At 66.2% G+C, this 21,408-nt stretch carries 23 protein-coding genes, 1 tRNA gene and 1 pseudogene; 7 read left to right on the plus strand and 18 right to left on the minus strand.

What is annotated here, in order from left to right; all coding sequences use genetic code 11:
• Positions 1 to 112 precede the first annotated feature (112 nt).
• On the plus strand, positions 113 to 1,132 hold the full coding sequence (locus ABN034_RS07565; RefSeq protein ID WP_349690271.1) for a DUF5914 domain-containing protein: 1,020 nt from the start codon (positions 113 to 115) through the stop codon (positions 1,130 to 1,132).
• Positions 1,133 to 1,242: 110 nt separating this feature from the next.
• On the opposite strand, the gene ABN034_RS07570 is transcribed toward ABN034_RS07565, so the two are convergent.
• Complete coding sequence (locus ABN034_RS07570; RefSeq protein ID WP_349690272.1) at positions 1,243 to 3,798, minus strand: FAD-dependent oxidoreductase; 2,556 nt, start codon at positions 3,796 to 3,798, stop codon at positions 1,243 to 1,245.
• Positions 3,799 to 3,856: 58 nt separating this feature from the next.
• Between ABN034_RS07570 and ABN034_RS07575 the strand changes: the two genes are divergently transcribed.
• Positions 3,857 to 4,312: a lycopene cyclase domain-containing protein gene (locus ABN034_RS07575; protein ID WP_349690273.1), complete on the plus strand. Its 456-nt coding sequence runs from the start codon at positions 3,857 to 3,859 to the stop codon at positions 4,310 to 4,312.
• Positions 4,305 to 4,868, plus strand: coding sequence for a lycopene cyclase domain-containing protein (locus ABN034_RS07580; RefSeq protein WP_349690274.1), 564 nt, complete (start codon positions 4,305 to 4,307; stop codon positions 4,866 to 4,868). The genes ABN034_RS07575 and ABN034_RS07580 overlap by 8 nt, the downstream gene beginning before the upstream one ends.
• 31 nt (positions 4,869 to 4,899) lie before the next feature.
• Here ABN034_RS07580 and ABN034_RS07585 read toward each other — a convergent pair.
• A pseudogene (locus ABN034_RS07585) lies at positions 4,900 to 5,796 on the minus strand (phytoene/squalene synthase family protein); the annotation flags it as partial.
• The gene (locus ABN034_RS07590) at positions 5,796 to 7,283 is read right to left on the minus strand and encodes a phytoene desaturase family protein (protein ID WP_349690275.1); all 1,488 of its coding nucleotides are present in this window, start codon (positions 7,281 to 7,283) and stop codon (positions 5,796 to 5,798) included. The gene ABN034_RS07590 and the pseudogene ABN034_RS07585, both read right to left, overlap by 1 nt.
• A 317-nt stretch (positions 7,284 to 7,600) precedes the next feature.
• Between ABN034_RS07590 and ABN034_RS07595 the strand changes: the two genes are divergently transcribed.
• Positions 7,601 to 7,673, plus strand: a tRNA-Arg gene (locus ABN034_RS07595).
• A 16-nt stretch (positions 7,674 to 7,689) separates the two neighbouring features.
• Here the strand turns inward: ABN034_RS07595 and ABN034_RS07600 are convergent.
• The 11 genes from ABN034_RS07600 to ABN034_RS07650 all read right to left on the minus strand — a co-directional run bounded on the left by ABN034_RS07600 (position 7,690) and on the right by ABN034_RS07650 (position 14,913).
• On the minus strand, positions 7,690 to 8,820 hold the full coding sequence (locus ABN034_RS07600; RefSeq protein WP_349690276.1) for a tyrosine-type recombinase/integrase: 1,131 nt from the start codon (positions 8,818 to 8,820) through the stop codon (positions 7,690 to 7,692).
• On the minus strand, positions 8,817 to 9,002 hold the full coding sequence (locus ABN034_RS07605) for a helix-turn-helix transcriptional regulator (protein WP_349690277.1): 186 nt from the start codon (positions 9,000 to 9,002) through the stop codon (positions 8,817 to 8,819). The genes ABN034_RS07600 and ABN034_RS07605 overlap by 4 nt, the downstream gene beginning before the upstream one ends.
• A 39-nt stretch (positions 9,003 to 9,041) precedes the next feature.
• Positions 9,042 to 10,715 (minus strand): replication initiator, encoded by a 1,674-nt coding sequence (locus ABN034_RS07610; protein WP_349690278.1) that lies wholly within the window; start codon positions 10,713 to 10,715, stop codon positions 9,042 to 9,044.
• Entirely contained in the window at positions 10,712 to 10,888 is a 177-nt protein-coding gene (locus ABN034_RS07615; protein ID WP_349690279.1) for a hypothetical protein, read from the minus strand. Before ABN034_RS07615 ends, ABN034_RS07610 begins: the two co-directional genes overlap by 4 nt.
• Before the next feature lie 106 nt (positions 10,889 to 10,994).
• A complete protein-coding gene (locus ABN034_RS07620; protein WP_349690280.1) occupies positions 10,995 to 11,354 on the minus strand; it encodes a hypothetical protein in 360 nt (119 codons plus the stop codon).
• The gene (locus ABN034_RS07625) at positions 11,351 to 11,827 is read right to left on the minus strand and encodes an RRQRL motif-containing zinc-binding protein (RefSeq protein ID WP_349690281.1); all 477 of its coding nucleotides are present in this window, start codon (positions 11,825 to 11,827) and stop codon (positions 11,351 to 11,353) included. Before ABN034_RS07625 ends, ABN034_RS07620 begins: the two co-directional genes overlap by 4 nt.
• A complete protein-coding gene (locus tag ABN034_RS07630) occupies positions 11,820 to 12,146 on the minus strand; it encodes a hypothetical protein (protein WP_349690282.1) in 327 nt (108 codons plus the stop codon). The genes ABN034_RS07625 and ABN034_RS07630 overlap by 8 nt, the downstream gene beginning before the upstream one ends.
• 214 nt (positions 12,147 to 12,360) lie before the next feature.
• Positions 12,361 to 13,251 (minus strand): cell division protein FtsK, encoded by an 891-nt coding sequence (locus ABN034_RS07635; protein WP_349690283.1) that lies wholly within the window; start codon positions 13,249 to 13,251, stop codon positions 12,361 to 12,363.
• Complete coding sequence (locus ABN034_RS07640) at positions 13,244 to 14,080, minus strand: hypothetical protein (protein WP_349690284.1); 837 nt, start codon at positions 14,078 to 14,080, stop codon at positions 13,244 to 13,246. The genes ABN034_RS07635 and ABN034_RS07640 overlap by 8 nt, the downstream gene beginning before the upstream one ends.
• 6 nt (positions 14,081 to 14,086) lie before the next feature.
• Positions 14,087 to 14,350 carry a hypothetical protein gene (locus tag ABN034_RS07645; RefSeq protein WP_349690285.1) on the minus strand — a complete coding sequence of 88 codons (264 nt, stop codon included), beginning with the start codon at positions 14,348 to 14,350 and terminating at the stop codon, positions 14,087 to 14,089.
• Between the two features lie 242 nt (positions 14,351 to 14,592).
• Positions 14,593 to 14,913 carry a hypothetical protein gene (locus ABN034_RS07650; protein WP_349690286.1) on the minus strand — a complete coding sequence of 107 codons (321 nt, stop codon included), beginning with the start codon at positions 14,911 to 14,913 and terminating at the stop codon, positions 14,593 to 14,595.
• A gap of 512 nt (positions 14,914 to 15,425) precedes the next feature.
• Here ABN034_RS07650 and ABN034_RS07655 point away from each other — a divergent pair.
• Together ABN034_RS07655 and ABN034_RS07660 are read left to right on the plus strand one after the other, a co-directional pair.
• On the plus strand, positions 15,426 to 15,848 hold the full coding sequence (locus tag ABN034_RS07655) for a DUF5919 domain-containing protein (RefSeq protein ID WP_349690287.1): 423 nt from the start codon (positions 15,426 to 15,428) through the stop codon (positions 15,846 to 15,848).
• Positions 15,845 to 16,321, plus strand: a complete 477-nt coding sequence (locus tag ABN034_RS07660) for an NUDIX hydrolase (protein WP_349690288.1) — start codon at positions 15,845 to 15,847, stop codon at positions 16,319 to 16,321. Before ABN034_RS07655 ends, ABN034_RS07660 begins: the two co-directional genes overlap by 4 nt.
• On the opposite strand, the gene ABN034_RS07665 is transcribed toward ABN034_RS07660, so the two are convergent.
• The 4 genes from ABN034_RS07665 to ABN034_RS07680 all read right to left on the minus strand — a co-directional run bounded on the left by ABN034_RS07665 (position 16,314) and on the right by ABN034_RS07680 (position 20,663).
• A complete protein-coding gene (locus ABN034_RS07665; protein WP_349690289.1) occupies positions 16,314 to 16,862 on the minus strand; it encodes an HD domain-containing protein in 549 nt (182 codons plus the stop codon). The two genes, ABN034_RS07660 and ABN034_RS07665, sit on opposite strands and share 8 nt — an antisense overlap.
• Positions 16,863 to 17,190: 328 nt before the next feature.
• Positions 17,191 to 17,760, minus strand: a complete 570-nt coding sequence (locus ABN034_RS07670) for a hypothetical protein (RefSeq protein ID WP_349690290.1) — start codon at positions 17,758 to 17,760, stop codon at positions 17,191 to 17,193.
• Positions 17,761 to 18,071: 311 nt separating this feature from the next.
• Positions 18,072 to 19,613 (minus strand): P-loop ATPase, Sll1717 family, encoded by a 1,542-nt coding sequence (locus ABN034_RS07675; RefSeq protein ID WP_349690291.1) that lies wholly within the window; start codon positions 19,611 to 19,613, stop codon positions 18,072 to 18,074.
• A 453-nt stretch (positions 19,614 to 20,066) separates the two neighbouring features.
• Positions 20,067 to 20,663, minus strand: coding sequence for a hypothetical protein (locus tag ABN034_RS07680; protein ID WP_349690292.1), 597 nt, complete (start codon positions 20,661 to 20,663; stop codon positions 20,067 to 20,069).
• A gap of 308 nt (positions 20,664 to 20,971) precedes the next feature.
• On the opposite strand from ABN034_RS07680, the gene ABN034_RS07685 reads away from it, so the two are divergent.
• On the plus strand, positions 20,972 to 21,298 hold the full coding sequence (locus tag ABN034_RS07685) for a hypothetical protein (protein WP_349690293.1): 327 nt from the start codon (positions 20,972 to 20,974) through the stop codon (positions 21,296 to 21,298).
• Positions 21,299 to 21,408 lie beyond the last annotated feature (110 nt).

Below are 21,408 nucleotides of genomic sequence, written 5' to 3' on the forward strand. Positions count from 1 at the left end.
GGACGGCGTCGAGCGGCAGCCGTCTTGTGGTTGATCAACGGTCCCGCATGCGGACCCGGCGAGCGCTCGCCGGCCCGGATCGGGACCGTTGATCACTTCTGGGTGAGGGCGAATGAGCGTACGCGGCAGAATTCGGCGGGGGATCCCGCTGCGGCGGATGCCGCGTGCTGCCTGGTCGGCGCAGGAACCTACCTGGCGGGAGGCCCGACCCGGGCTCATCGAGGCGGCGCTCAAACGCACCCAGGCGCGACCGTCCGGCAACTGGTACGTCGTCGCGTCGAGCCGGGAGGTCCGGCGCGACCGGCCGTTCGGGCGTACCGTCGCCGGCGTCGAACTCGTCCTGTGGCGCGGGAGTGACGGCGCTCTGCACGCCGGTCCCGGCGCGTGCCCGCACCTCGGTGCACCGCTCTGTCTGGCCGCGGTCGACGCGGGGCGTCTGGTGTGCCGGTGGCACGGGTTGGCGCTCGGTTCGGGCGGCTTCCCGGGGTGGGACCCGTTTCCGGCGTACGACGACGGCGTGCTGGCGTGGGTGCGGCTCGACGAGGTGGGTGGAGAGGAGCCGCTGGCGGAGCCGGTCCTTCCGCGGCGGCCGGCGCTCGGGCGGAGTATCGCCGCCGTCGCGACGATGACCGGGCGGTGCGAGCCCGAGGACGTGGTGGCGAACCGGCTCGACCCGTGGCATGGCGCGTGGTTCCATCCGTACTCCTTCGCGCACCTGAGGGTGCTCGACGCTCCGGCCGATCCGCGTCCGGGTTCGGGCGAGGGCGAGGACCGGTTCGTGGTGGAGGTGTCCTTCCGGGTGGCGGGGCGGCTCGGCGTGCCGGTGCGGGTGGAGTTCAGCTGCCCTGAACCGCGGACGGTCGTCATGCACATCGTCGACGGCGAAGGTGCGACGAGTGTGGTCGAGACCCACGCCACGCCCCTGGGGTTGGATGCGCTGGAGCGGCCGGTGACGGCGGTGGTCGAGGCGACGATCGCCTACTCCGACCGACCCGGGTTCGCGCTCGCCCGTCGCGGCGCGTCGGCACTCCGCCCGCTGATGCGGGCCGCCGCAAGGCGGTTGTGGAAGGACGATCTCGCGTACGCCGAACGCCGCTACGCGCTCCGCACCAGTGGCCGCTTCCCCGGCTGACGGGGTGGGCGCCCGACGCGTTTGGCGTTCCCCGGCCGCGGCCCTGCCCTCGGTGGTGGTCGTGGTCGCCGTGGTCGTGTCGTGGTCGTCGTGGTCGCCGTTGTCGACGACTAGGGCGCGAAGCGGGCGGCCAGGGCCCGGAACGCGCGCCAGCGCCCGGCATTGGGGACGCTCCACACCGGATGGGTCGGCCGGCCCCACGACGCCAGCAGCTGGTTGGCCGCGAGGAGGCCGCTCGTCGCCGCGCGCTCCATGAGAGCGACCGGTGCGTCGACGCGGACCAGGTCACCGGCGAGGACGACACCCGGATCAGGCGTCCTGACCGGAGGCCGCCCGGCGAAGCTGCCTGGCGGAAACAGCGGGCAGTCGGCGCGGAGCTCGGTCCGTTCGTCCACCACGTCGACTCCGGCCGTCTCGGGATACACGCGATGCAGCTGCGTCAGCAGGTCACCCCGCACGCCGGCCGGGTCGGCACCGGCTGGCACGGCGTACGCATGCAGCTCGACGACGGACCCGCCGGTACGTCGGGCCCACGCCCGTGCTTCGTCCTCGTACCGCTCCAGCACGCTGACGTTGTCCAGTGGCCCGAAGCTGGCGGTGCCCAGGAATGCCGGCCGCTCGGACGCGACCGGGCGGGCGAGCCACAGCCGGCTGACGAGGAACGGCGGGGCACTACGTTGGGCGGCGATCCGGTCCCGCCACGCCGCGTCCCCGAGGTCGGGGGAGGCGGCCACCACGTCCCGCAACCCGCCGACGTCGCACGCCAGCACCACGCCGTCGACCTCGGCGTCCTCGCCGCCAGTCGTGCGTACGACGAAATGCCCGTCATCGGGGCGCGCGACCTCACCCACGGCCGCACCGAGGCGCAGGTCGGCGCCAAGAGATGCGAGGTAGCCGGCCAGCGGATTCCAGATCGCCTGCGGAAACGGCCGCGCGGGCACGTCGAACGGCAGCCCCTCGCTGGATCCGAGGAAGTAGAGGTGGAACATCGACGCCAGTTCGGCGGCGGACAGCTCGCGCGGATCGGCGAAGAAGCTGCGGGAGAACACCGAGAACGCCAGGTCGCGGGCAGCGGCCGGGAAGCGGATCCGTTCGAGGAACGTCAGGGCGTCGATGCCGTCCAGGCGTTCGTAGATGTCGGGCACGCTCACATCCAGCAACGGCAGCGCCGCCCGGGCATTGACCCGGCTGAGGTCACGGAGCGAGAACGTCGGGCTGGTCAGCGCGAACGTGAGCGCGCTCCACGGCGGAGTCCGCGGGAGTCGGACGAAACTGTCACGGGCGCCGCTGGCATGGACCAGGGGATAGTCGCGCAGCGGCACGAGGGACCCGAGCCCGGGATCGACCCGGCCCAGGAGCGCACGCAGGTTGTAGTACTGCCGGAAGAACGCATGGAACCCGCGGCTCATCGTCGCCGTACTTCCGTCGCGGAGCGTCGTCGGCCACCCGGCGAGGCGCCCGCCGAGGTGGGGCTCGCGTTCGTACACGGTGACGGCGATCCCGCGCTCGGCCAGCGCGACGGCGGCCGTGACACCCGCGATGCCGCCGCCGACCACCGCGACCCGCGGGGTCTCGGAGGAAGCCGCGCGATCGCTCGGCGGCGGTGTGGCGGGCAGGAGCCCCGCGCGGCGGTCGCGTCCGGGCCGCGTCGTGCCGTACCAGGTGTTTCCGCGGGGAGGATTCGCGAGACGGCGGCCGCTGGCCGTGGTGGTGGTGGCGACGGCGGCGGTGCGGGGCGCAACCGTCGTACCCGCCGGCCGGTGCGCCACGAACGTGTGCACGATCCCGCGCTGCCACCCCGACATCGGTTGGACGTGTACGCCGGTGAACCCCGCCCGCCGCAGCCGCGCCGACAGTGCACGCACGCCGTCGAAGTCGAGGACGCTCCGGTGGAGGTACCGGTAGAGGTCCGCGTCACCGGACAGCAGGCGTCCCGCCGGAATGATGACGCCCGCGCAGACGGCCCGCCAGACCGCTCGACTGACGGCCGAGTCGGCGACGGAGTACTCGTGCACCGCGAGCCGCCCGCCCGGCCGCAGGAGCGCGCGGATGTGTCGCAGGGTGGGATCCGGGTCGCGGAGATTGCGGACGAGGTACGCCGCGAACACGCCGTCGAACGGACCGCTCACCCCCGCGGCGTCGAGGTGCTCCGCCCGCGCACGGACGAACTCGACGGTCGGCGGCCAACTCTTGCACCGTGCCTGGTCGAGCATTCGTGCCGAGGTGTCGACAGCGACGATTTCGGCGTCCGGAACCACATCCAGCAGGGCTGCGGTCGACGCGCCGGTACCGCAGCCGAGGTCCAGCAGGCGCAGGCCCTTCCCCCTGTCCGCTGGGCTTCCCCTGTCGGCTGGGCTCCGGCTGTCGGCTGGGCTCCGGCTGTCGGCTGGGCTCCGGCTGTCGGCTGGGCTCCGGCTGTCGGCCGGACCGAGGTCGACGCAGAGGCGGTGCGCGGACCGCCGAAGCTGTACGTGATAGCCGGGGTTCAACCCCACCAACCGGTCGTACGCGGCGGCCCCGCGGTCGAACCCGTCCGCGACATCGAACCCATCCGGTCCTCGGTCGACCTCGTCCTGGCCCCGGTCGCTGCGCCCTGCGTCCCTTGTCCCGTGATCATGATCGTGATCATGAGGGTTTTGTGGCTCTATGGGCCCGTCAGCTTTCATGATCATGGAATATCTCTAGGCTCACTGGACGAAGGCGACCCCCTCGCGCCCCTCGCGGGTGCTCCGCGGCGGGGCCTCCGTAGGCGTCGACGAAGGGGGAGGAGGACCGATCGACCGCTACCAGTACCTCCTGCTCATGGCCGCCTGCCTCGCCGTCACCCTCCCGCTGGAGTGGGTGCTCGGTGCCCGCGTCTACCGCCGGCCGCGACGGCTCGCGCTCGTTCTCGGTGTCGTCGTCGTGGTGTTCCTCGTCTGGGACGCGGTAGCGATCGCGCGCGGACATTGGCAGTTCAGCCCGCGTTACACCACAGGAGCGCTGCTGCCGTTCGGCATCCCGGTCGAGGAGCTGGTGTTCTTCGTCGTCGTACCGCTGTGTGCCCTCCTGACCTACGAAGCCGTCGGCACGCTCCTCCGACACAGCCGACACGCCCGACCCAGCCGATACAACCGACCCAGCCGATGCAGCCGACGCAGCGGCCGCAGCCGACTCCCGGGGCGTGGCCCCCATGCCTGAGTACACCGTCGCGGCCGCACTCTCGGTCCCCGCTGTGGTCGCGCTCGAACTCCTGGTCCTGCGGACCCATCTGTTCCGCCGGCCGGCGTACTGGCTCACCGTCGTCATCGTTCTCGGCTTTCAGATCCTCGTCGACGGCTGGCTCACCAAGCTGAGCGCGCCCATCGTGGTGTACGCGCCGCGCCAGGCAAGCGGGATCCGCTTCCCGTGGGACATCCCGGTGGAGGATTTTGCGTTCGGATTCAGCCTCATGACGCTCACGATTCTGCTGTGGGAGCGTCTCGCCCGCCGGCCTCAGAATGAGGATGTACGCCTGACGCCCCGGCGGTCCGCGTTCTCCCACCCGACGCCGAATCCGACCGGGACGGCGGATCCGACCGGGACGCCGAACCCGGCCGCGACGCCGACAGACGCGCCGACGCCGGAGAAGGCGCCGACGCCGCCGAACCTCCCGTCGACGCCGGCGAACCCGCCGCCACAGACGGAGGACGACGCAGCATCGACCGCAACGCCACCGCCGCCTTCTCCCGACCGGGAACCCGGACCCGCGTGCTGAAGACGTCGTACCCCGCGGCCTCGATCCGGTCCAGAATCCGCGAATACAAGATCCGCGCGGTGTGTACGCAGCGGGCCGAACGCCCTGGCAGCAAAGGGATCCCGGTGTCGGCCGACGCGTAGATCCTGCGGTTCCGCTCGATCTCGAACCGCATCAGTGCCCGCCATCGCGTACTCACGCGCCGTTCGCGCGGATCGACGCCGAACCGCGCGAGGTCCTCCTGCGGCACGTAGATCCGTCCCCGGTCGAGGTCCTCGCCAACGTCGCGCAGGAAGTTCGTGAGCTGAAAGGCGATGCCAAGGTCGCGGGCGGGGCCGAGTGCCTGTGTCGCGTCGTACGGACGGAGCACCGGCAGCATCATCTCCCCGATGACCGCGGCGGAGCCGTCCATGTACCCCATCAGGTCGTCCCAGGTGGCGTACGCGGTCGTGTCGAGGTCCATCGCCATCGACCGGAGGAATCGTTCGAAACAGGTGGGGTCGATGCGCCGCCGCCGGGCGGTCTCGACGACGGCGGCGAGGACCGGATGATCCGATTCACCGCGGGTGAGGTCGGCCCGGAACCTTGCGCCCAGCTCCGCCAGCGCCCGGCGAGTCTGCTCTGGGTCCGCGTCGCCGGCATCGTCAACGATGTCATCCGCGACCCGACAGAACGCATAGACGGCGTGGACGTCGCGTCGTTGCTGGGCGCTCAGGAGGCGGGCCGCCATCGCATACGTCTTGCCGTGGTGGCGGGCGACGCGTCCACACAGACGGTACGACCGCCGCACCAGGTCGGCGCGTTTGCCATCCCCGTCGTCGCGGTCCGCCAGTCCGTCGCGGCCCGCCAGTCCATCGTGATCCGCCGGTCCGTCGCCGTCTGCCAACCCGTCGTGGTCTGCCAACCCGACGCGGTCCGCCGGCTCGTCGTCGTCCGCTGACTCGGCCATCACAGCTCCTCCACCCGTTGTGCGGCAAGCCGACCCGAGATGAGCACCATCGGTACGCCGACGCCGGGCACCGTGCTGCTTCCCGCGAACACCAGACCGGGCATCCGGCGGTCGACGTTGGGCGGCCGGAATGGTCCCGACTGTAAGAACGTGTGCGCGATCGAGAACGGCGTACCCATCGCCATGCCCTGCTGCGCCCAGTCCGTCGGATCCATCGTCTCCTCGACCACGACGTCGCTCGGATAGCCCCACCCGTCGACCAGCCGGGCGAGCCGGTCGCGGGCCTCCTGGCGTTCCGACGTCCAGTCCACGCGGCCGGTGAGATTCGGCACGGGTTCGAGAACGTAGAGCACCGACGAGTCCGGTGGCGCCAGACCGGGCTCGGTACGGCTCGGCACGGTGACCAGCACCGACGGGTCGGGCATCCGGCGTCCACGCTTCAGCAGGGTCCGGAACGACTGCTGCCACTGCGTACCGAAATGGATGTTGTGATGGGCCGCCTCGGCCGGAGGCAGACCGCGCACGCCCGCGTGCCACACGAACGCCGAGGGCGAGTAACGTGCCCGCCGTAGCGCCGGGGGTGTGCTGAGGTCGGGGAGCAGTGAGCGGTACGCGACGGGCATGTCGGCGTTCACCACGACGGCGTCGGCGGGGAGTTCGGTGCCGTCCGCGAGGCGTACACCCCGGACGCGGCCCGCGCTGTTGCGGAGCACCTGCTGCACCCGTGTGTCGTATCTGAACATCGCTCCGGCCTTCTCGGCCGCCTTCGCCAGTGCGACCGGCACGGCGCCGATGCCGCCCTCAGGAAAGTAGACCCCGCGGACCGTGTCCATGTACGTGATGATCGCGAAGACGGCGAGTGCCTCCTGCGGAGCGAGTCCGGCGTACATCGACTGGAAGCTGAACAACCGGACCAGGCGATCGTCGCGGAAGTAGCTGCTGACCGCCTGCTCCAGCTTGCGAAGCGCGCCGAGCCGGAACAGTCGCAGCGCCGGCCCGAGCGGGCGAGCGAGGTCGCGCACCTCGTCGTAGTTGCGGTCGATGAACGCCGGCATCTCCAACCGGTACAGCGACTCCAGCCAGCGACAGAAGCGCACGAAACCCGCCGCCTCGGCCGCTCCGCACTGCTCCCGGATCTCGGCCGCCATCGCCTCCTGCCCATGGCGTACGCGGATGGTGGACCCGTCGGCGAACGTCGCGCGGTACGAAGGGTCGAGCGGGCGCAGTGTCAGCAGGTCCGACATCCGTGCCCCCGCCGCCTCGAAGGTTGCTTCGAGCAGGTCGGGCATGGTGAGTACCGTCGGCCCGGTGTCGAACGTGAAGCCGTCCCTGGTGACCCGCGCGGCGCGCCCGCCTGGACCACTCGCCTGCTCGACCACGGTCACCCGATGGCCGGCACCGCTGAGGTGGCAGGCGGCGGAGAGCCCGCCGAGTCCAGCGCCGACGATCACGACCCGGCGAAAGCCTCGGGTCAGCAGTGCGGTCACCGTGGCTCCTCTCCCGGGGACTCTCGCGTGCGTACGGTGCGGTCGCTCCCGGCGGCAGTATGAGAATCCTGTCGCAAATGACACGTCGGTGCGTACTGTTTCGATCACTCTGTGGCACCGAACGTCTCTGATCTTCGTACATGCCCGCAAGATCGTGATCTGCACCCCCTCGTCCAGCTCGAGGCCGCGCCCGACGTTGAAGCACTGCTTGGGGTGGTCTGAGGGTGGTGTCCGCGTCTGCGCGGAGCTGGTCAGGTGATCCGGACTAACCTGATTCGGAACGCCGGTCGCCGACCTGTAGACTCGGCAACCGCCCAGCGCTCGTAGCTCAACGGATAGAGCATCTGACTACGGATCAGAAGGTTGGGGGTTCGAATCCCTCCGAGCGCGCCCACAAAACCCCAGGTCACAGCCCTGCACCTCCCGACGTCTCTTCGTCATCGCCGTCTGAACCCCCGTTTTGGCCACCTTCTGGCCACACGTCGAACTCCCTGGCGGTCTTGTCCAGACGTGCCGCCCACGTGTCCATCTCGTCCGCGTACAGGTGGCCGTAGAGGTCCATCGTGATCGTGATCGACGCATGCCCAAGGATCTGTTGGACAACCTTCGGGGGAGTGCCGGCCGAGATGTAAAGCGATGCCGCCGTGTGACGCATCCCGTGGATGGTGAGCCCGTCCAGCCCAGCCGCACGGACCGCCGGGTGCCAGACGCTTCGACGGAAGTTCGTCAGCCGAAGCGGGCCACCCCGAGGCGAGGTGAACACCAGAGCATCCCGACCGCGCCCGTCGACCAGGTGGAGCAGCTCCTCGCATAGCGACGGAGGCAGCGGCACCGTCCGGCTCTGGTGACTCTTCGGAGTGCCCTCGACGAGCTTGCCCGCGAGATCAGCGAACGCCCGCCGTACATCGAGCCGGCGACGAGCCAGGTCGACATCCCGCACTCGGAGTGCAATCACCTCGCCCCACCGAAGCCCGGTATACGCCAGGAGCCGGACAAGCGTGCCGTACGAACCGGCCTCGGCCGCGAGCTTTCCCACCTCGGCATGGCTCAGGAACACGCGATCGCGTGACGGCTTCGGCCGTGGGAGCTTCACTCCACTTACCGGGTTCGCCAGGAGACGACCCGTCCGGATGCCGTACTGACAGACCGCCGAGAACACGTAGACGGTCTGCCTGATGTCCGTTGGCGACAGGTTCGACGCACCAAGCTCGGTGATCCAGTCGGGCACCAGGCCGGCGAGCTTCCCCATCGGTACGCGCTCCCAGCGGGGCAGGATGCGTCTATCCAACAGCCGGCGGTAGCCGTCCCGGGTACGTGGCTTGAGATGCAGGATGGTGCCGAACCACTCCTGTGCCACGACACCGAAGTTGATCCGGAGTGCGGCGGGATCGACCCACTCACCGCGCGAGATCCGGGTCTTCTGCTCAGCCAGCCAGCGTTGCGCATCCAGCTTGCGGCGGAAGCTTTTGTTGCGTTCCCTGCCATCTGGTCCCCGGTATCTGGCTCGGTAGCGGTCGCCACGTTTCTCGACACTCATGCCGCCCTCGCCTTCTGTTCGTTGAACCAGGCGCGAACGTCGGCCGGGTCGTAACGCAGGTGCTTCCCGACACGGCCCGCTTGTGGGCCGATGCCGAGGTAGCGCCATCGGTAGAGCGTGTCGATGGGTACGCCGAGGTAGTGACAGACCTCCTCGGGTGTCCAAAGCCGTTCCGGCTTCATGGTTCTGTTTCTCCTTCTGTGGTTGATGGTTGACGTGGGTCATGCAGTGGTCGCGATCTCCAGGCGTGCGACGTACCGGTGTTCGCGGGCGAGGGCGGCGGCGGTGTTGGCCAGCAGTGCGTCGCCTGTCGTGTGCCAGCCAGTGCCGGCGTAGACGAGTTCGGCGATGGTCTCGATCTCTTCGTTTTCCTCGAGGTGCTCTTGACGTTCGTGGTGGGCGCGGCGGTAGTCGACGCGGGCCTTGCGCAGCTGGCGGAACGTGGTGGAGTAGCGGCGGGACTTGGTGAAGAAGTGGCCACCGAAGCCGAGCATGTGTGCCCAGCGGCGTAGCCGGTGGTAGCCGCTGTCCTCCCACTCCGAAGTTGTCTGCAGGCCGCGTTGCCCGAGGCGCCAGCAGGAGGCGATGAGCCGACCGGGGTGGGTGTTGTTGGCGTAGAACTCGACCGTCGAGGGCGTGATCTTCCGGGAGGTGTGTCCGGTGATCTCGGTGGCTTTGGTGGCGTACTTGGCCAGGTAGCCGGCGACCGCGTTGCCGGTGAGCATCCGCCGGCCATGGTCGAGCTCGTCCGCGACCCGTTCTTCTGTGAGCGGGTCGCTGCCTCGGACGCGGACGGGTCGGATGTCGATGCCTTGGGAGCTGCCCCAGGCCATCGGCCAGCCGTCGGGCTGGTCGACGAGCTGGTGGCCGTGGTGGTCGACCAGGACCAGGCCGTGAGTCTGGAAGTGAGTTTGTTCGACGGCTTTGCGGAGTATCCACGCGAGCAGGAACGAGTTGGCCCACGCCGGCGGGGCGATCACCTCGTCTGGGTCGTCGGGGTTGATGCCGTCGAAGCGGGCGAGGATGTGGAAGTGCACCAGGCCGCGTCGCTGGAACTCCGCACACTTGCCGAACGAGATCCGCACCGGGGTCTTTCCCCACCGAAGCCGACCGGTGGCGGAATTACGAACACGCGGAACGTGGCCGTGGTCGCGGGCGTACCGGTCGAGCAGCCGGGCGGCGGTCATCTGGGTGCGTCGCCACAGTTCTGAGGCTTGGGTGTTCCAGACGGCGTGGTGGTCGTAGTCGTAGCACTCGGCGCAGAGGGGTGTGCCGAGGCGGTGGTCGCCGTCCTGATGGACTCGCATGCACCGCAGATCCACGCCGTGGGCGCACAGATCGGGCTGTCGGCGGGCGCGGCAGGGTGCGGGCTTGTTCTTCTTGTTCGTGCGGGTGGTGTGGACGATGCCGAAGCCTGGCGCGGTTAACGTCGCAAAGACGGCTGGGTGACCGCCGACGGTTTCTGGGACGCCTTTGCCGCCTTTGAGACCGGCGGCGACGAGCTGGTAGGCGTCAGCCCGGTAGATCTCCGCACATGAGGGGCAGACGGAGGCGCGGCGGTTCCCGCAGGCTTTGTAGATCACCCCGTCCGGCATCTGCGCCGTCGAGGTGGCCGTCTCGTTGATGATCTGGCCGGTGCCGGTGTTGACGGTGCGGGTGCGGAGTTGACCGGCGAGCCGGACGGGTTGGGTGCATCCGGCTGCGGCGTGGATGTGGCGGAGCCAGCGGGGGTAGTCGGGTCGGGAGCCGCGGGCCATCGCGGTGGTGGTAGCGGTGAACTTGTCGTACCCGGTCAGGTTCGCCAGATCGAGCGGCTGTGACTGTGTTTCGGCGTCGGCCACCGCCCCCGGCACACTGTGCGTGTCGGGGGTGAGGGTCGAGGTCGAAGCGGTCATGCTGCGGCGCCCTCGCGGCGTGCGCAGGCGGGGCAGAGAGCGTTCGAGCCGTCGACGAGCCAGCCGTAGTCACGGAACTCGCCGACCGTGCCGACAAGGCCAGCGGTGGCGCTGAACGTGGCATCGCAGGTGTCACAGGTCGCGTCGTACGCGGCCTCAGCGTGAACAGCCATGGTTGTTGCTCCCTTCTCATCTGGTCGGTGTCTGTGGTCGGTGAGGGGGCCCCGGCCAGGCGAGGCCGGAGGCTGGGTCTGCCGGCCGGGGTCCCGGTATGTGTGCTCATGCGGCGATGCGGTGTGCATCCGCCGCCTCGTGGATGTCGACCTGGATGTGGTTGGTGTCGTCGGGCCGGTTGTTCTGCACCGACAGGTAGATGGCGGTGGTGAGGAAGCCGGCGACGCCTGCGAAGGCGAGGGTGAAGGTGCCGGCGAACAGCCAGCGGATGTCGGTGCCTGTGGTGATGAGCCAGCCGTGGATGGTGCCGGCGCCGAGTGCGGCGGGGATGCCGATCAGGAGGACGGCGAGGGTGGGTCCGATGTGTCCGTCGATGACCTTGCCCACGACCAGCGCGGCGGCGGACAGGATGGCGAGTGTGGTGATCAGGCCGGAGAGGCCGATCGTGGTGGCGAGGGTGGTCATGCTGCTTCTCCTTCGCGGTAGTCGTCGTAGGTGTCTTCGTGTTCGGTGTGTTCGCGGTGGCAGTCGACGCAGCAGCCGAGCGAGGTGGGGATGGTGTAGCCGGCGTCTTCCTTGCACAGTGGGCAGATGCGGCGTGCTGCGAGCGCCTTCTCGATGGCGTGCAGTTGCGCCAGCGACGGGACTCTCTTGGGTTTGGCTTGGTCGATGCGGTAGAGGTAGGCCACGGCCGGCTTGCCGTAGCGCATCCACAGCACCTGTGCCGCGACGGGTTGTCCGCCTGGACGTAGCTCCAGAGCGAGGAGCTGTCTCTTCGTAGCAAGGCCTTCGGGCGCCATGCGCCACCCGTAGGTGGGCATTCCGCCGTGGTCGGTGCCGTCGGGGTCGTGGAACTCGATGCGGTAGCGGCGGTTGTAGGTTCGGCCACGCCGCGCCCGCCTGCCCCTTCTTCTGCGTGGTCCTCGGTAGTCAGTCATCCGGCTCACCGCCGCAGTGGTCGCCGATGTGGGGGTCGAGGATGAGCACCTGGTCGTGACGGCCGGTGAAATGGCGGTGTTCGTCGGGGGCGTTGAACGCCGCCTGCTCGAGTGTGCGGTCGGCGGTACCGAATTGGCCGCAGCTGCAGATCCAGCCCCACGGGAAGTCCGCCGCGATGCGTTCGGCGTAGTCGGCGGCTTCGTCGGTGTTGGTGAACGAGTCCGGGTAGGTGTCGATCACCGCCTCGGCGGTAACGATCTCGGCGGTGTTCTGGACGATCCGAATCGTGTGAGTCGTGGTCTCTTGGTGGTGGGTCATGCGGTTGTGCCTCCGTTCGTGGGGTGGTGGCACCAGCAGTGGCAATCCGGGAAGACGCCGGGGTCGGCGAGCGGGTGTGATCCGCATCCGCTGGCGCAAAAGCAAGCGCTGAGCGGCTTGTGAACGGGTCCCAGAGAGCAGGCGTCACCGTGGACTCGGCATGTTCCGTTGCCGTCCCACATATGTTTGGTCCCGTCAACGTCGATGTGTGTTCTCATGCGGCTGCACCTCCTCGGGTGAGGCCGTGCCGGATGGACATGGAGCGGGCGACGAGGGTGTCGATTTCGTGGTCTTCGAGGTAGACGGAGCGGAATTTGAAGGGTCGGGATTCTTCGGCGAGGCAGTAGCCGACACCGGGCCGGTTGGTGGGGATCTTCGAGGCGTCGTAGCCTTTGTCGGCCCAGCCGGTGCCGAGGATGATGTCGCTGGACGCCTCGGTGGTGGAGCGGAAGGCGATGCGGTAGTTGAAGACGTCGCGAACCCTGGTGGGAACGATGTCCGCACTCGGGCGTTGGGTGGCGGCGCAGACGAAGATGCCGGCAGCGGGTCCGCGTTGTACGAGGTCCATCAGCAGGGCGAGGAACCGTTCCTGCTGATCCTTCGACCCGTAGACAGAGGTGAAGACGGACAGTTCGTCGATCCAGACGGTGATCAGGTCCATGCCGTCGCCCTTGACGACCTTGCGGCGGCGGCGTGCGGTGAGCCAGTCGTAGCGGCCGTTCATCTCGGCCTGGAGCTGGGTCAGGACGTGGATGGCGAGGTCGATCTCGGGGCCGACGAAGAAGTCGGCGATGTCTCGCCACAGGATGAGTTCGACGATCTTGCCGTCGATGAGGATGATGCGGGTGTCGGTGCATTGGGACATGTGGCCGACGCCGTTGGAGATGAACCCGGACTTGCCAGACCGGGAAACCCCGCCGATGAGCAGGCTCCTCGTGGCGAGTTCGATGCCGAACAGGTCGCCGTACTCGTCGATGCCGAAGTGCACGGTGTCGTAGCCAGACAGCCCAGACACCTGCGCACGAGCAGAAGTAGCAGTGGTGGGGCTGTGGTGGGGGGTGTCCCCGGCCTTGCGGCCGGGGATCACCTTGAGCAATCTAGACATAATCACTGACGTCCTCTCCTGAGGCTGAAAGAACCGCGGCCGGCTCCGGGGCCGGTTGGGTTCGTTGTTTGGGTGGGGTGTTCTTCGTTGTCTCGGCCTTCCCGGCCAGTGCCTTCTTGGCGATGACCGACCTTTCCTCGCTGGTGTTGGTCAGTGGGAGGCCGATGCCGACCGCCCATTCGGAGGCGGTGTAACTGGTCTTCGACTCGACCCGACCGTTCGGTGGGATCACCTCAGGTTCGGCGTTCTTCTCGATCAGCACGGACCGGACCGGTGTCTTCTGGTCGAGGGGGTCGCGTCGGGTGATGTCGAGCCGGATCAAATGGGCGAACCGGCGGTGTGCGGTGACGCGGCCTTCCCGGCCGTAACAGGTCGACGCCAACGACTCAGTGCGTTCTTCGACGTCCTTGCAGGTGACGCCAGCAACGAGCCACATCCAGGCCCGCTCCCCGACCCGGGTGGGTCGGATGAAGATCAACCAGGGCAGGCGTCCGGAGCGGTTCCGGAGCCCGTTCTCAGCCATGAACGCCCGCAGCCGATGCCTCGTGACGTTCAAACACCACACGGCGATCAGCACCCGGTTGACTCCTGGGATGCACAACAGCACCGCCACAGGTGCGACCAGGACACAGCCGGCAGCCCAGGCCGGCAGATCCATCCGGATCAGATACACGAACGCCGTCACCACAGCAGTGGCGATGATGATCTCGGGTAGCCACCGCCACACGGCGACGACCACCTGAACGAACACCCGCTGGTGGAACTTCGGTTTGACGTCCTCCACCAGGCGGACACGGTTACTGGAGCGATACGACGTGCGACGTGGCATGACGAGTCACCCGACCTTCCGGAGTTCGTCGGTATCGAGGTTGAGGAAGGCGGTACGGGCCTGCTCGATCGCGGCGGAGAGCCGGTCGAGGGTGTCCAGGTCCCTAATCCAGAGACCGATGTCGTGGTGGAGCCCGATGCTCAGCAACATGACCGGCCCGGAGTAGCCGTCGATCGCTGAGCCCTCCAGGTATGTGGTCGAGGTGAGGTCGCCTCTGACCCGCAACGGGGTGACGCCTCGGTTGACGTTGTGGTGGGTAGAGTTGGACATGACAGAGCCCTCCCGATGGGTTGGGTTGTGTTTGGTAGGCAGAGAGCCGGAAGGTTTCCTACGCCGGTCCCGGCTCTCCGCCCGTCTTGTGTGGAGCGGCCCCCGTCTTTTCGGGGGTCGTTCTCTTTGTGTTGATGCGTGTACGCCGTCAGGACGTACCTCCCGCCCGTCACGGCGGGATGTTCACTCCTGTTGCACTCGGGTACATGTGCGCTGTCGCGCGTTCACCGTGTGACTGCGGCTCAGGCAGCCTTCACCGACGCCTTCGTGTCGAGAGACTTGGCGCGGTAGGCGACACCATTCCGGCCATTGGTCGCCCACGGCATGGCTTCCAGCTCAACCGGGGTCACGGTCTGCCCCACGCTCACCTTCGGCGGTTGACCCGCCACAGTGATCATGAGGACGTCCGCCCCGTTCTCAGCGTCGAGCGCCATCACCTGAACGACGAACAGCAACTCACCGGTCTTGCGATCCGCCTTGTGCCGACCCTCGTTATCGGTCTTCGGCTCCGCCACCTTCGTCACCGTGAACGTGGTCCGCGACGTGTCCAGATACAGCTTCATGAGTGCTCTCCCCTTCGTAGGAGTTCTGATCGAGCGAGGCACCTTGCCTCATGGCGTCTAGAAAACCGCGAGGTAACGGAACGTCGACACCACATAACTGGATCACTTGCAGACATCTTGGGACGCCTGATAACGTCCCTTCATGTCCCGTAACGTCCCTTGGGGGTTGGATAGTGACGAACGAGCGACTTCGCGGAGCGGCAACAGCGGCCGGAATGACGCTTACTGACCTCGCAGAACAGGTCGGCGTGTCACCAAAGACCGCAGAACGATGGGTCACCCAGCAACGCGTTCCACACCGACTGCATCGGTCGGCAGTAGCCAAGCTGCTCAACGTGGATGAGAGCTACCTCTGGCCGACTACTACCCAGGACCCTCGAACTCAGTCGGCGGGACGGGCCGAGTTGGTCGACTTCTACCCCTCACGATCAGCTGTACCAACTGACCTCTGGCGGCGACTACCCGACCAGGCGGTCGAATGCTTCGACTTCCTCGCGTTCGCCGGGCTGTTCATGCCTGAGCAGACCGATGCGTTCGTGCCACGCCTGGTGAAGAAGGCCGAGAGTGGCGTACGCGTGCGAATTCTGATCGGAGATCCTGATGGCGACGCAGTCGCACTTCGCGGAAAGGAAGAAGACGTCGGCGACGGGATGGCACAGCGAGCGCGCCTCTGTCTTCGATACTTCCGCGAGGCGGCCGACGTCAAAGGGCTGGAAGTGCGCTTGCACGACACGACGCTCTATGCCTCGATCTACCGTGCCGACAACGTGGCGCTGGTGAACACGCATGTGTACGGGTCGACCGCTGCGCAGAATCCTGTTCTCCATCTTCAGCGAGTCCCTGGAGGCCGGGTGTTCGACAACTACATGGAGTCCTTCGACACCATCTGGACCAGCGCAAAGTCCGCAAACCCGTTCATCAAGAGCGCCGCATGACGCGCGTGGACTTCTGGGACGACCCGGAGGCGCCAGCGCCGAACAGCATCGTCCCATCGGTGACCGCTGTCGTCGTTCAGGACGAGACGCTGCTGCTCATTCACAAAGTCGACAATGATCGTTGGGCCCTTCCTGGCGGAGCAATCGATCTGGGCGAATCAAGCATCCAGGCAGCGGTTCGAGAGACCCAGGAAGAGACCGGCGTCGAGATCGAGATCCTCGGACTGATCGGCGTATACACCGACCCGCGACACGTCATGCGCTATGACGACGGCGAGGTGCGCCAGCAGTTCAGCCTCTGCTTCCGTGGTGTGCCGATCGGCGGGACCCTTCGGCCGCAGCCGTCAGAGACGAAGGGTGTGCGGTGGGTGCCCTTCGAAGAGCTCTCGACGCTCGACATCCACCCGTCGATGCGGATCCGCATCGATGACGGCCGCCGATGGCAGCCCGGTACCGTCACCAAAGTCAGCTAGCCGCACGAAGCCGGGCCTCCACGCGGGCAACATGAACGACGAGAATCGGAAGTGCCTGCGTAATCGCTTCATTGACTTCGGAGCCCACGGGGTAGCGGCTCAGGATCTCCCCAATCCGCTCAGAGAAGGTGAGCGGCTGACCCTGCGGCCCTGTCGTCATGTCCGCGTAGACAAGGGCATCCATAACAGGGCCCTCCTCGAGCTGATACGGGTTGAGCTCCTCCGCCAGGCCGCGGACGTCAGCCTCGACACGGGCGCCAGAGTGGTGTGCCACGAGCGCAACCAGTCGCGCCGGCCATCCCTCGCGCTCTAGGTATCGGGCGCCATCGATGGGATGGCATCCGGTCTCGCGCAACTCCGGGGCGTACCCGAGGTCGTGCAGCCATGCCGCGTCGACCAACAGCTCTCGATCCTCGGCACCAACCACATGACTGATCTCTGCCGCCCGCGCTGCCACTGCCTGCACATGCCGCCACCGATCACCCAGCGGACTCAACAGCCGCTTGGCGAGGTCAGAGGCGCCCTCAGGGTCGTCGCGCATCCGACCGACGGTATCGCACGCTCCGCGACGATCTGCATGATGCTCCTCCATAGCCGAGCCTGCGAGGGATGTCACTTGTGGACAACCACGGCCGAGCTAGAGGACCATCCGCCATGATGGTGTCGTCCGGGACGGGGCCGCCCTCGCCTAGCGCCGGCCACGCCCATGTGGAGGCGGGGCGCTGACTTCAGAAGCTCTCACCCTGGCGTCCGTCAACGTAGACGAAGCCCGATGGTCAGCCACCTGGCCGAGGAACGAACTACGCTGAGTAGCTTTCCTGTCAGGACCCGACCGGTTCATGCGCACGCACCGCCGATCTGTGGAGACCCTACTGCCAGCCCCTTGCCTGTTCAGAGGCATTGATCATCTCGGACGCCGCACTCCGTAGTTCCTTCGCTGTCCGGTCAAGCCTCATCCCACTGAACGAATCCGCCGCCGATGCTAATGCGGTGGCTGCATCACGCAAACGAATCCCACTGAAGACTTCTGCCGCGTAAGCAAGGGAATTAGCGGTACGAGCGTCCGGCCCAGGGAAACTCTCTCCCAAGATCGTAACGAGCTGCTTCAATTCGGCTACCGTGTCAGCGCTAGCTACGCCTGTCCTCTCAAGTTGCTCTGCGATCGTGCGCAACCGATCTATTGGCGGCGTAAACACCTCAAGCAGCAGATCGGTTAATTGCTCATCACCGATGGAACCTAGGCTCGCCAACGCCGCGCCGTTGCGACCCTCGTGTGCGGCCTTCATCTGTATCAGCCTCTCCGGAGGATAGAGCGTCTCACCGGTCGTCTTGTCATCGACCTCAGCATGGCAGGTGAGGCATAGCAACAGGAGGTACTTGAACGCGTTCCGGTCTTCGCCTAAGGGTATGAGGTGGTGGCGTGCAGCATTCTCTTCCACCCCGTAGATATGGGCGACTTGCACGTTCTTCCGATATACGCCTGGACGGGCCTCCCTGACTGCGGGGACTTCGCATGCAGGAAAGTAACAACGTCCGCTACTTAGAGCCCATAGCGCAGCCACCGTAGCCGCCGGGATATGCTGCCGACTAGTCGTCATATCGGGCCCCTTGAAGTTGGTGACGGGTGGCATATGGAGCCCACCTCAGGGATGCACTTGGCGTAACAGTTTGGGCGCCCACCGGGGACTTACCTCCTCGCATCGCTCTGGCATAACAACCACCTGGAACCATAGGCGCACAAGTGAACCCGCTATCCGCGATGCAGTCCCCATGCGTGGATGAGCGCGTTATGCAACACGAACTGACCTCGAAGATAAACCTCCGAGTCGTCGCGTCGGTGATAGAACTGCATGTATGTTTCGCCGCGACGAGACACATAGTTTCCAATGGCCCCAGCGTAGAACAACAACGTAAGCAGCCTGTCTGGGCTCTCCGCCTTGTCATGATCTATCGTTCTGGCTTCAGAAAGAGCAGCGCAGAACTCCTCACGATCGAAACGTTGCTTGCCGATGTGTTGCAACGCGGTTATCGCGGCAGCCGCGCTCTCCGGCCCACCTTCGAAACCTGCAAACTCGTTCCTAATAGCACCCACAAAGTATTTCGTCGAATACTGCAATACACCTTCACGGATCACTTCCTGACTGAGAGATCCTCCTACTGATCGACTGTAGATACCCATCGCCTCCGTGTTACGGATCTCTTCGAACAGTCGGAGCAGGTCGCGAGGCGTGTGCCTCGTGAGGTTCAACAAATACTGGAGCCTTGGCATACGCCGGGACGCTGGATCGCGTGCATTTAGCTCGATATTCGGCGGGAAGTACTCCAGGACTTCTATGTATTCGATTCCCGATGCTCTGGCAGCCTTCGCGTTGACGAGTTGAATTAGAGGCGCCCGCACTCCTGCGGAACCAGACAGGACCCGCCAGTCTAGATCAAGTGACAGGTCGTCGCGCATTTTCTGCGAATCTGGAAGTGAAAGTGCCATTCGCGAAAAGATATCATTTCGCAGCAGCAATACAATGCTCCCCGTCGATGGGCGACTCTGGAGTCTCTGGTTCAGGCCATATGCCGCTTGCACCAGAGCGGAAAGACTTTCGTCGTAACTCGGGTCGTTCAAGAATATGGAGTCCAACCCGTCTAGAAGCAGGACATGACGTGTACGCGAACTCGCGTCAACGACCCAGGATTCAAGATAGGGAATTAAGTTGTATAGGTTGAGATTTGTTCGACTCTCGCGCCTGTAAATCTGACCGAGCTTTGGGATGGGTATCGTTATGGTCGTACTGGAGGCCTTCAGGAGCGCCCGCCCAGCCGCGTCGCCCATGAATCCATAGTCACGGAGCAACTTTGAGACGCGTGTCACTTCGGAGTCGTTCTGGAGGGAGCACCCCTGGTCTCGTAGCAACAACTCGAGGTAGTTGCAGAGTAGGATGAACTTCCACGCGACGACTGTTCGTTCTGGACCTGCGGACTGACCCGTTTGGATTCGTGGGATCTCAGCCAAAGGCAACGAGGACGCATCTCGAACGAGTGCTAGATGGCGGTCTGCCCCCTCGGTCGCCTTGAGATACCACGCTAGTGCCGATTTTCCAGTTCCCTTTGGGCCCAGGACCAGGAACTTTTCTCCGCAGACTACGGATCTCGACGTACCGTTCAGGTCGACGTAACTCTTGACGAAATCATTCTGGCTCTCGTTCGCCTCATTACGTGAGTCGCTCTTTCCGAAGTAGAGGTCTCGGTATTCCGGCGTCACTATGTCCCCCCATCGTCGAGCCTCGCTACACTCGTCCACCCTTGCCCGACATAATGCCACCATGTGACGGATGAGGCCCGTCGTTCGGTCGGGTATCTGGGTCCACTCCGGTGATGAGTTTCCCTACGTCTTCAAGGGCGGCCCGAACCGGGCCGCCGCGCCCGCCTACACGGGGCCGGCCTTCCCTCCGCGCCTTGACGGCGCCCGGTCGGCCGGCCCGGCTGGGCGCGAAGAAAGGGCCGCCAGAAGACTGACGACCCTCACAGCGTCGGCACCGTTCCGCCCAGAAACCCGGCGGTGGCCGGGGCGGGCCGAAGGCTTTAGCCACCTCGCTTGGCCCGGGGCCCGAAGGCCGGGGGCCCACGGTGGGCGGTAACGGTCGGGCAGCCAGCTGCCCACCGCGCCGGGCAAGGCTACGGGCCCCCGACCTCCCGGACCAAGCCAGGCCACCGGCCAAACCCTCCGACCCTCTGGCCAGCCGATACCCGCCGTCTAGTGACACTGATCGTGGGCGTCTTGCTCGAACTCCTGAACGGTAATGACCTCGCCCTCTCCGTCGGGCGTGGACACCAGCACCTGGTCGTCATCCAGCGCACGGAGATCCTCGAGGCGGAACTTAACATCAGTTCTGCGTGGGCCGGCCTGGTCTGACGAACGTGAATAGCCATAGGTCATCGCTGATACCGCGTACTCCTTGTCATCGGAGAGTGGCCGAAGATCGTCTTCTTGGACGGTCCAGCCAGCCGGAGCTCTGAAGATCGTGAACTCCCGCTGTGGCTGTGTCTGCGCATCCGGTGGGGGCGGAGCTGTGACGGCCCAGGTACCCGATAGCACCTCCCCGTCGTCGGTGTTCGCACCTAGATCAACCATGGTAATCAGGCTGACAGGCTCACCCTCACATATCGAGATGATGACCTTCAACTCGTCATCCGCGGCCAGACGCACCGCCATCCAGCCACTCGAGATAGGCCGGCAACCCGCAAGCAGGACGACTGTCACGAGGCCGACCACGACTGCGCCGACTCGGTGGAGGGTTCGGCCCACCTCGTACCTCATCTCTTCAGCCGTGAGGCCGATACGACTGCGCATGCGTACAGCACAGAAGTACAGCAACACGACCGGCCGAGGCCACTCCAGCATAACCACCGCTGACCGCCTGACCTTCGCGGACGCCCTTAACTGACCCGGGTGCGCATTGATGGCATCGAGACGGTCATGGCATCTGGCTGTCCGCTGAGTCGGCCACTGCACCAGAGCCGCGGCCCCGGATCGAGCCAGGTAACTGACCAAGCCCTCCGACCCTCCGCGCTGGCACGTTCCGTCGATGCCGGGCGGCTGGCGATCGTGGCTCCGTTCGAACTGACTGGAGGCTGCCCGTTCGTGGGACGCTTGCACTTGTGCAGGAACGAGCAGATGCGAGCAGACCGTATAGGTTCGACTTCTTCGAGGTCGTCCAGATCGTGGTCCCGACCATCGCCCCGCCAGCCGAACCGACGGAAGGTGTTGTGTTGGGCAGGGCGCAAAACGAGGTAGATGACTCGCGGACCTACTCCGTGTTGATGCTCGACGGCATGACCACCGCGTTCGATGAGACCGCATTGAGATCCATCGGTCGCTACGTCGCTCGCGAAGACATCTACACCGGCGCATCGATCCGCGTGAGCCCTCAAGGCGACCTGCTCCCACCAGCCGACGACCCAAGAGGGGCCGACGATGAGTCTTGACGACGTTCCTGCTGGCACGGTGTCGGCCGATGAGGTCGAGGCTGCCCGGTCCCCAACGGGTGGCTGGACTCGGGAGGTTCTGGCGAAGTGGGGCGTCCCGTGGCCTCCGC

The sequence above is a fragment of the Actinopolymorpha sp. B11F2 genome, assembly GCF_040195635.1.
Lineage (GTDB): Bacteria > Actinomycetota > Actinomycetes > Propionibacteriales > Actinopolymorphaceae > Thermasporomyces.

Excerpts from the sequence above, each read along its gene's own strand:
- ABN034_RS07570 (WP_349690272.1), bottom strand. The coding sequence starts at position 3,798 with ATGAAAGCTGACGGGCCCATAGAGCCACAAAACCCTCATGATCACGAT.
- ABN034_RS07565 (WP_349690271.1), top strand. The coding sequence starts at position 113 with ATGAGCGTACGCGGCAGAATTCGGCGGGGGATCCCGCTGCGGCGGATG.
- ABN034_RS07660 (WP_349690288.1), top strand. The coding sequence starts at position 15,845 with ATGACGCGCGTGGACTTCTGGGACGACCCGGAGGCGCCAGCGCCGAAC.
- ABN034_RS07650 (WP_349690286.1), bottom strand. The coding sequence starts at position 14,913 with ATGAAGCTGTATCTGGACACGTCGCGGACCACGTTCACGGTGACGAAG.
- ABN034_RS07605 (WP_349690277.1), bottom strand. The coding sequence starts at position 9,002 with ATGAAGCCGGAACGGCTTTGGACACCCGAGGAGGTCTGTCACTACCTC.
- ABN034_RS07625 (WP_349690281.1), bottom strand. The coding sequence starts at position 11,827 with ATGACTGACTACCGAGGACCACGCAGAAGAAGGGGCAGGCGGGCGCGG.
- ABN034_RS07620 (WP_349690280.1), bottom strand. The coding sequence starts at position 11,354 with ATGACCACCCTCGCCACCACGATCGGCCTCTCCGGCCTGATCACCACA.
- ABN034_RS07610 (WP_349690278.1), bottom strand. The coding sequence starts at position 10,715 with ATGACCGCTTCGACCTCGACCCTCACCCCCGACACGCACAGTGTGCCG.
- ABN034_RS07655 (WP_349690287.1), top strand. The coding sequence starts at position 15,426 with ATGCCTGAGCAGACCGATGCGTTCGTGCCACGCCTGGTGAAGAAGGCC.
- ABN034_RS07640 (WP_349690284.1), bottom strand. The coding sequence starts at position 14,080 with ATGCCACGTCGCACGTCGTATCGCTCCAGTAACCGTGTCCGCCTGGTG.
- ABN034_RS07665 (WP_349690289.1), bottom strand. The coding sequence starts at position 16,862 with ATGCGCGACGACCCTGAGGGCGCCTCTGACCTCGCCAAGCGGCTGTTG.
- ABN034_RS07615 (WP_349690279.1), bottom strand. The coding sequence starts at position 10,888 with ATGGCTGTTCACGCTGAGGCCGCGTACGACGCGACCTGTGACACCTGC.
- ABN034_RS07680 (WP_349690292.1), bottom strand. The coding sequence starts at position 20,663 with ATGCGCAGTCGTATCGGCCTCACGGCTGAAGAGATGAGGTACGAGGTG.
- ABN034_RS07580 (WP_349690274.1), top strand. The coding sequence starts at position 4,305 with ATGCCTGAGTACACCGTCGCGGCCGCACTCTCGGTCCCCGCTGTGGTC.
- ABN034_RS07630 (WP_349690282.1), bottom strand. The coding sequence starts at position 12,146 with ATGACCCACCACCAAGAGACCACGACTCACACGATTCGGATCGTCCAG.
- ABN034_RS07635 (WP_349690283.1), bottom strand. The coding sequence starts at position 13,251 with ATGTCTAGATTGCTCAAGGTGATCCCCGGCCGCAAGGCCGGGGACACC.
- ABN034_RS07645 (WP_349690285.1), bottom strand. The coding sequence starts at position 14,350 with ATGTCCAACTCTACCCACCACAACGTCAACCGAGGCGTCACCCCGTTG.
- ABN034_RS07600 (WP_349690276.1), bottom strand. The coding sequence starts at position 8,820 with ATGAGTGTCGAGAAACGTGGCGACCGCTACCGAGCCAGATACCGGGGA.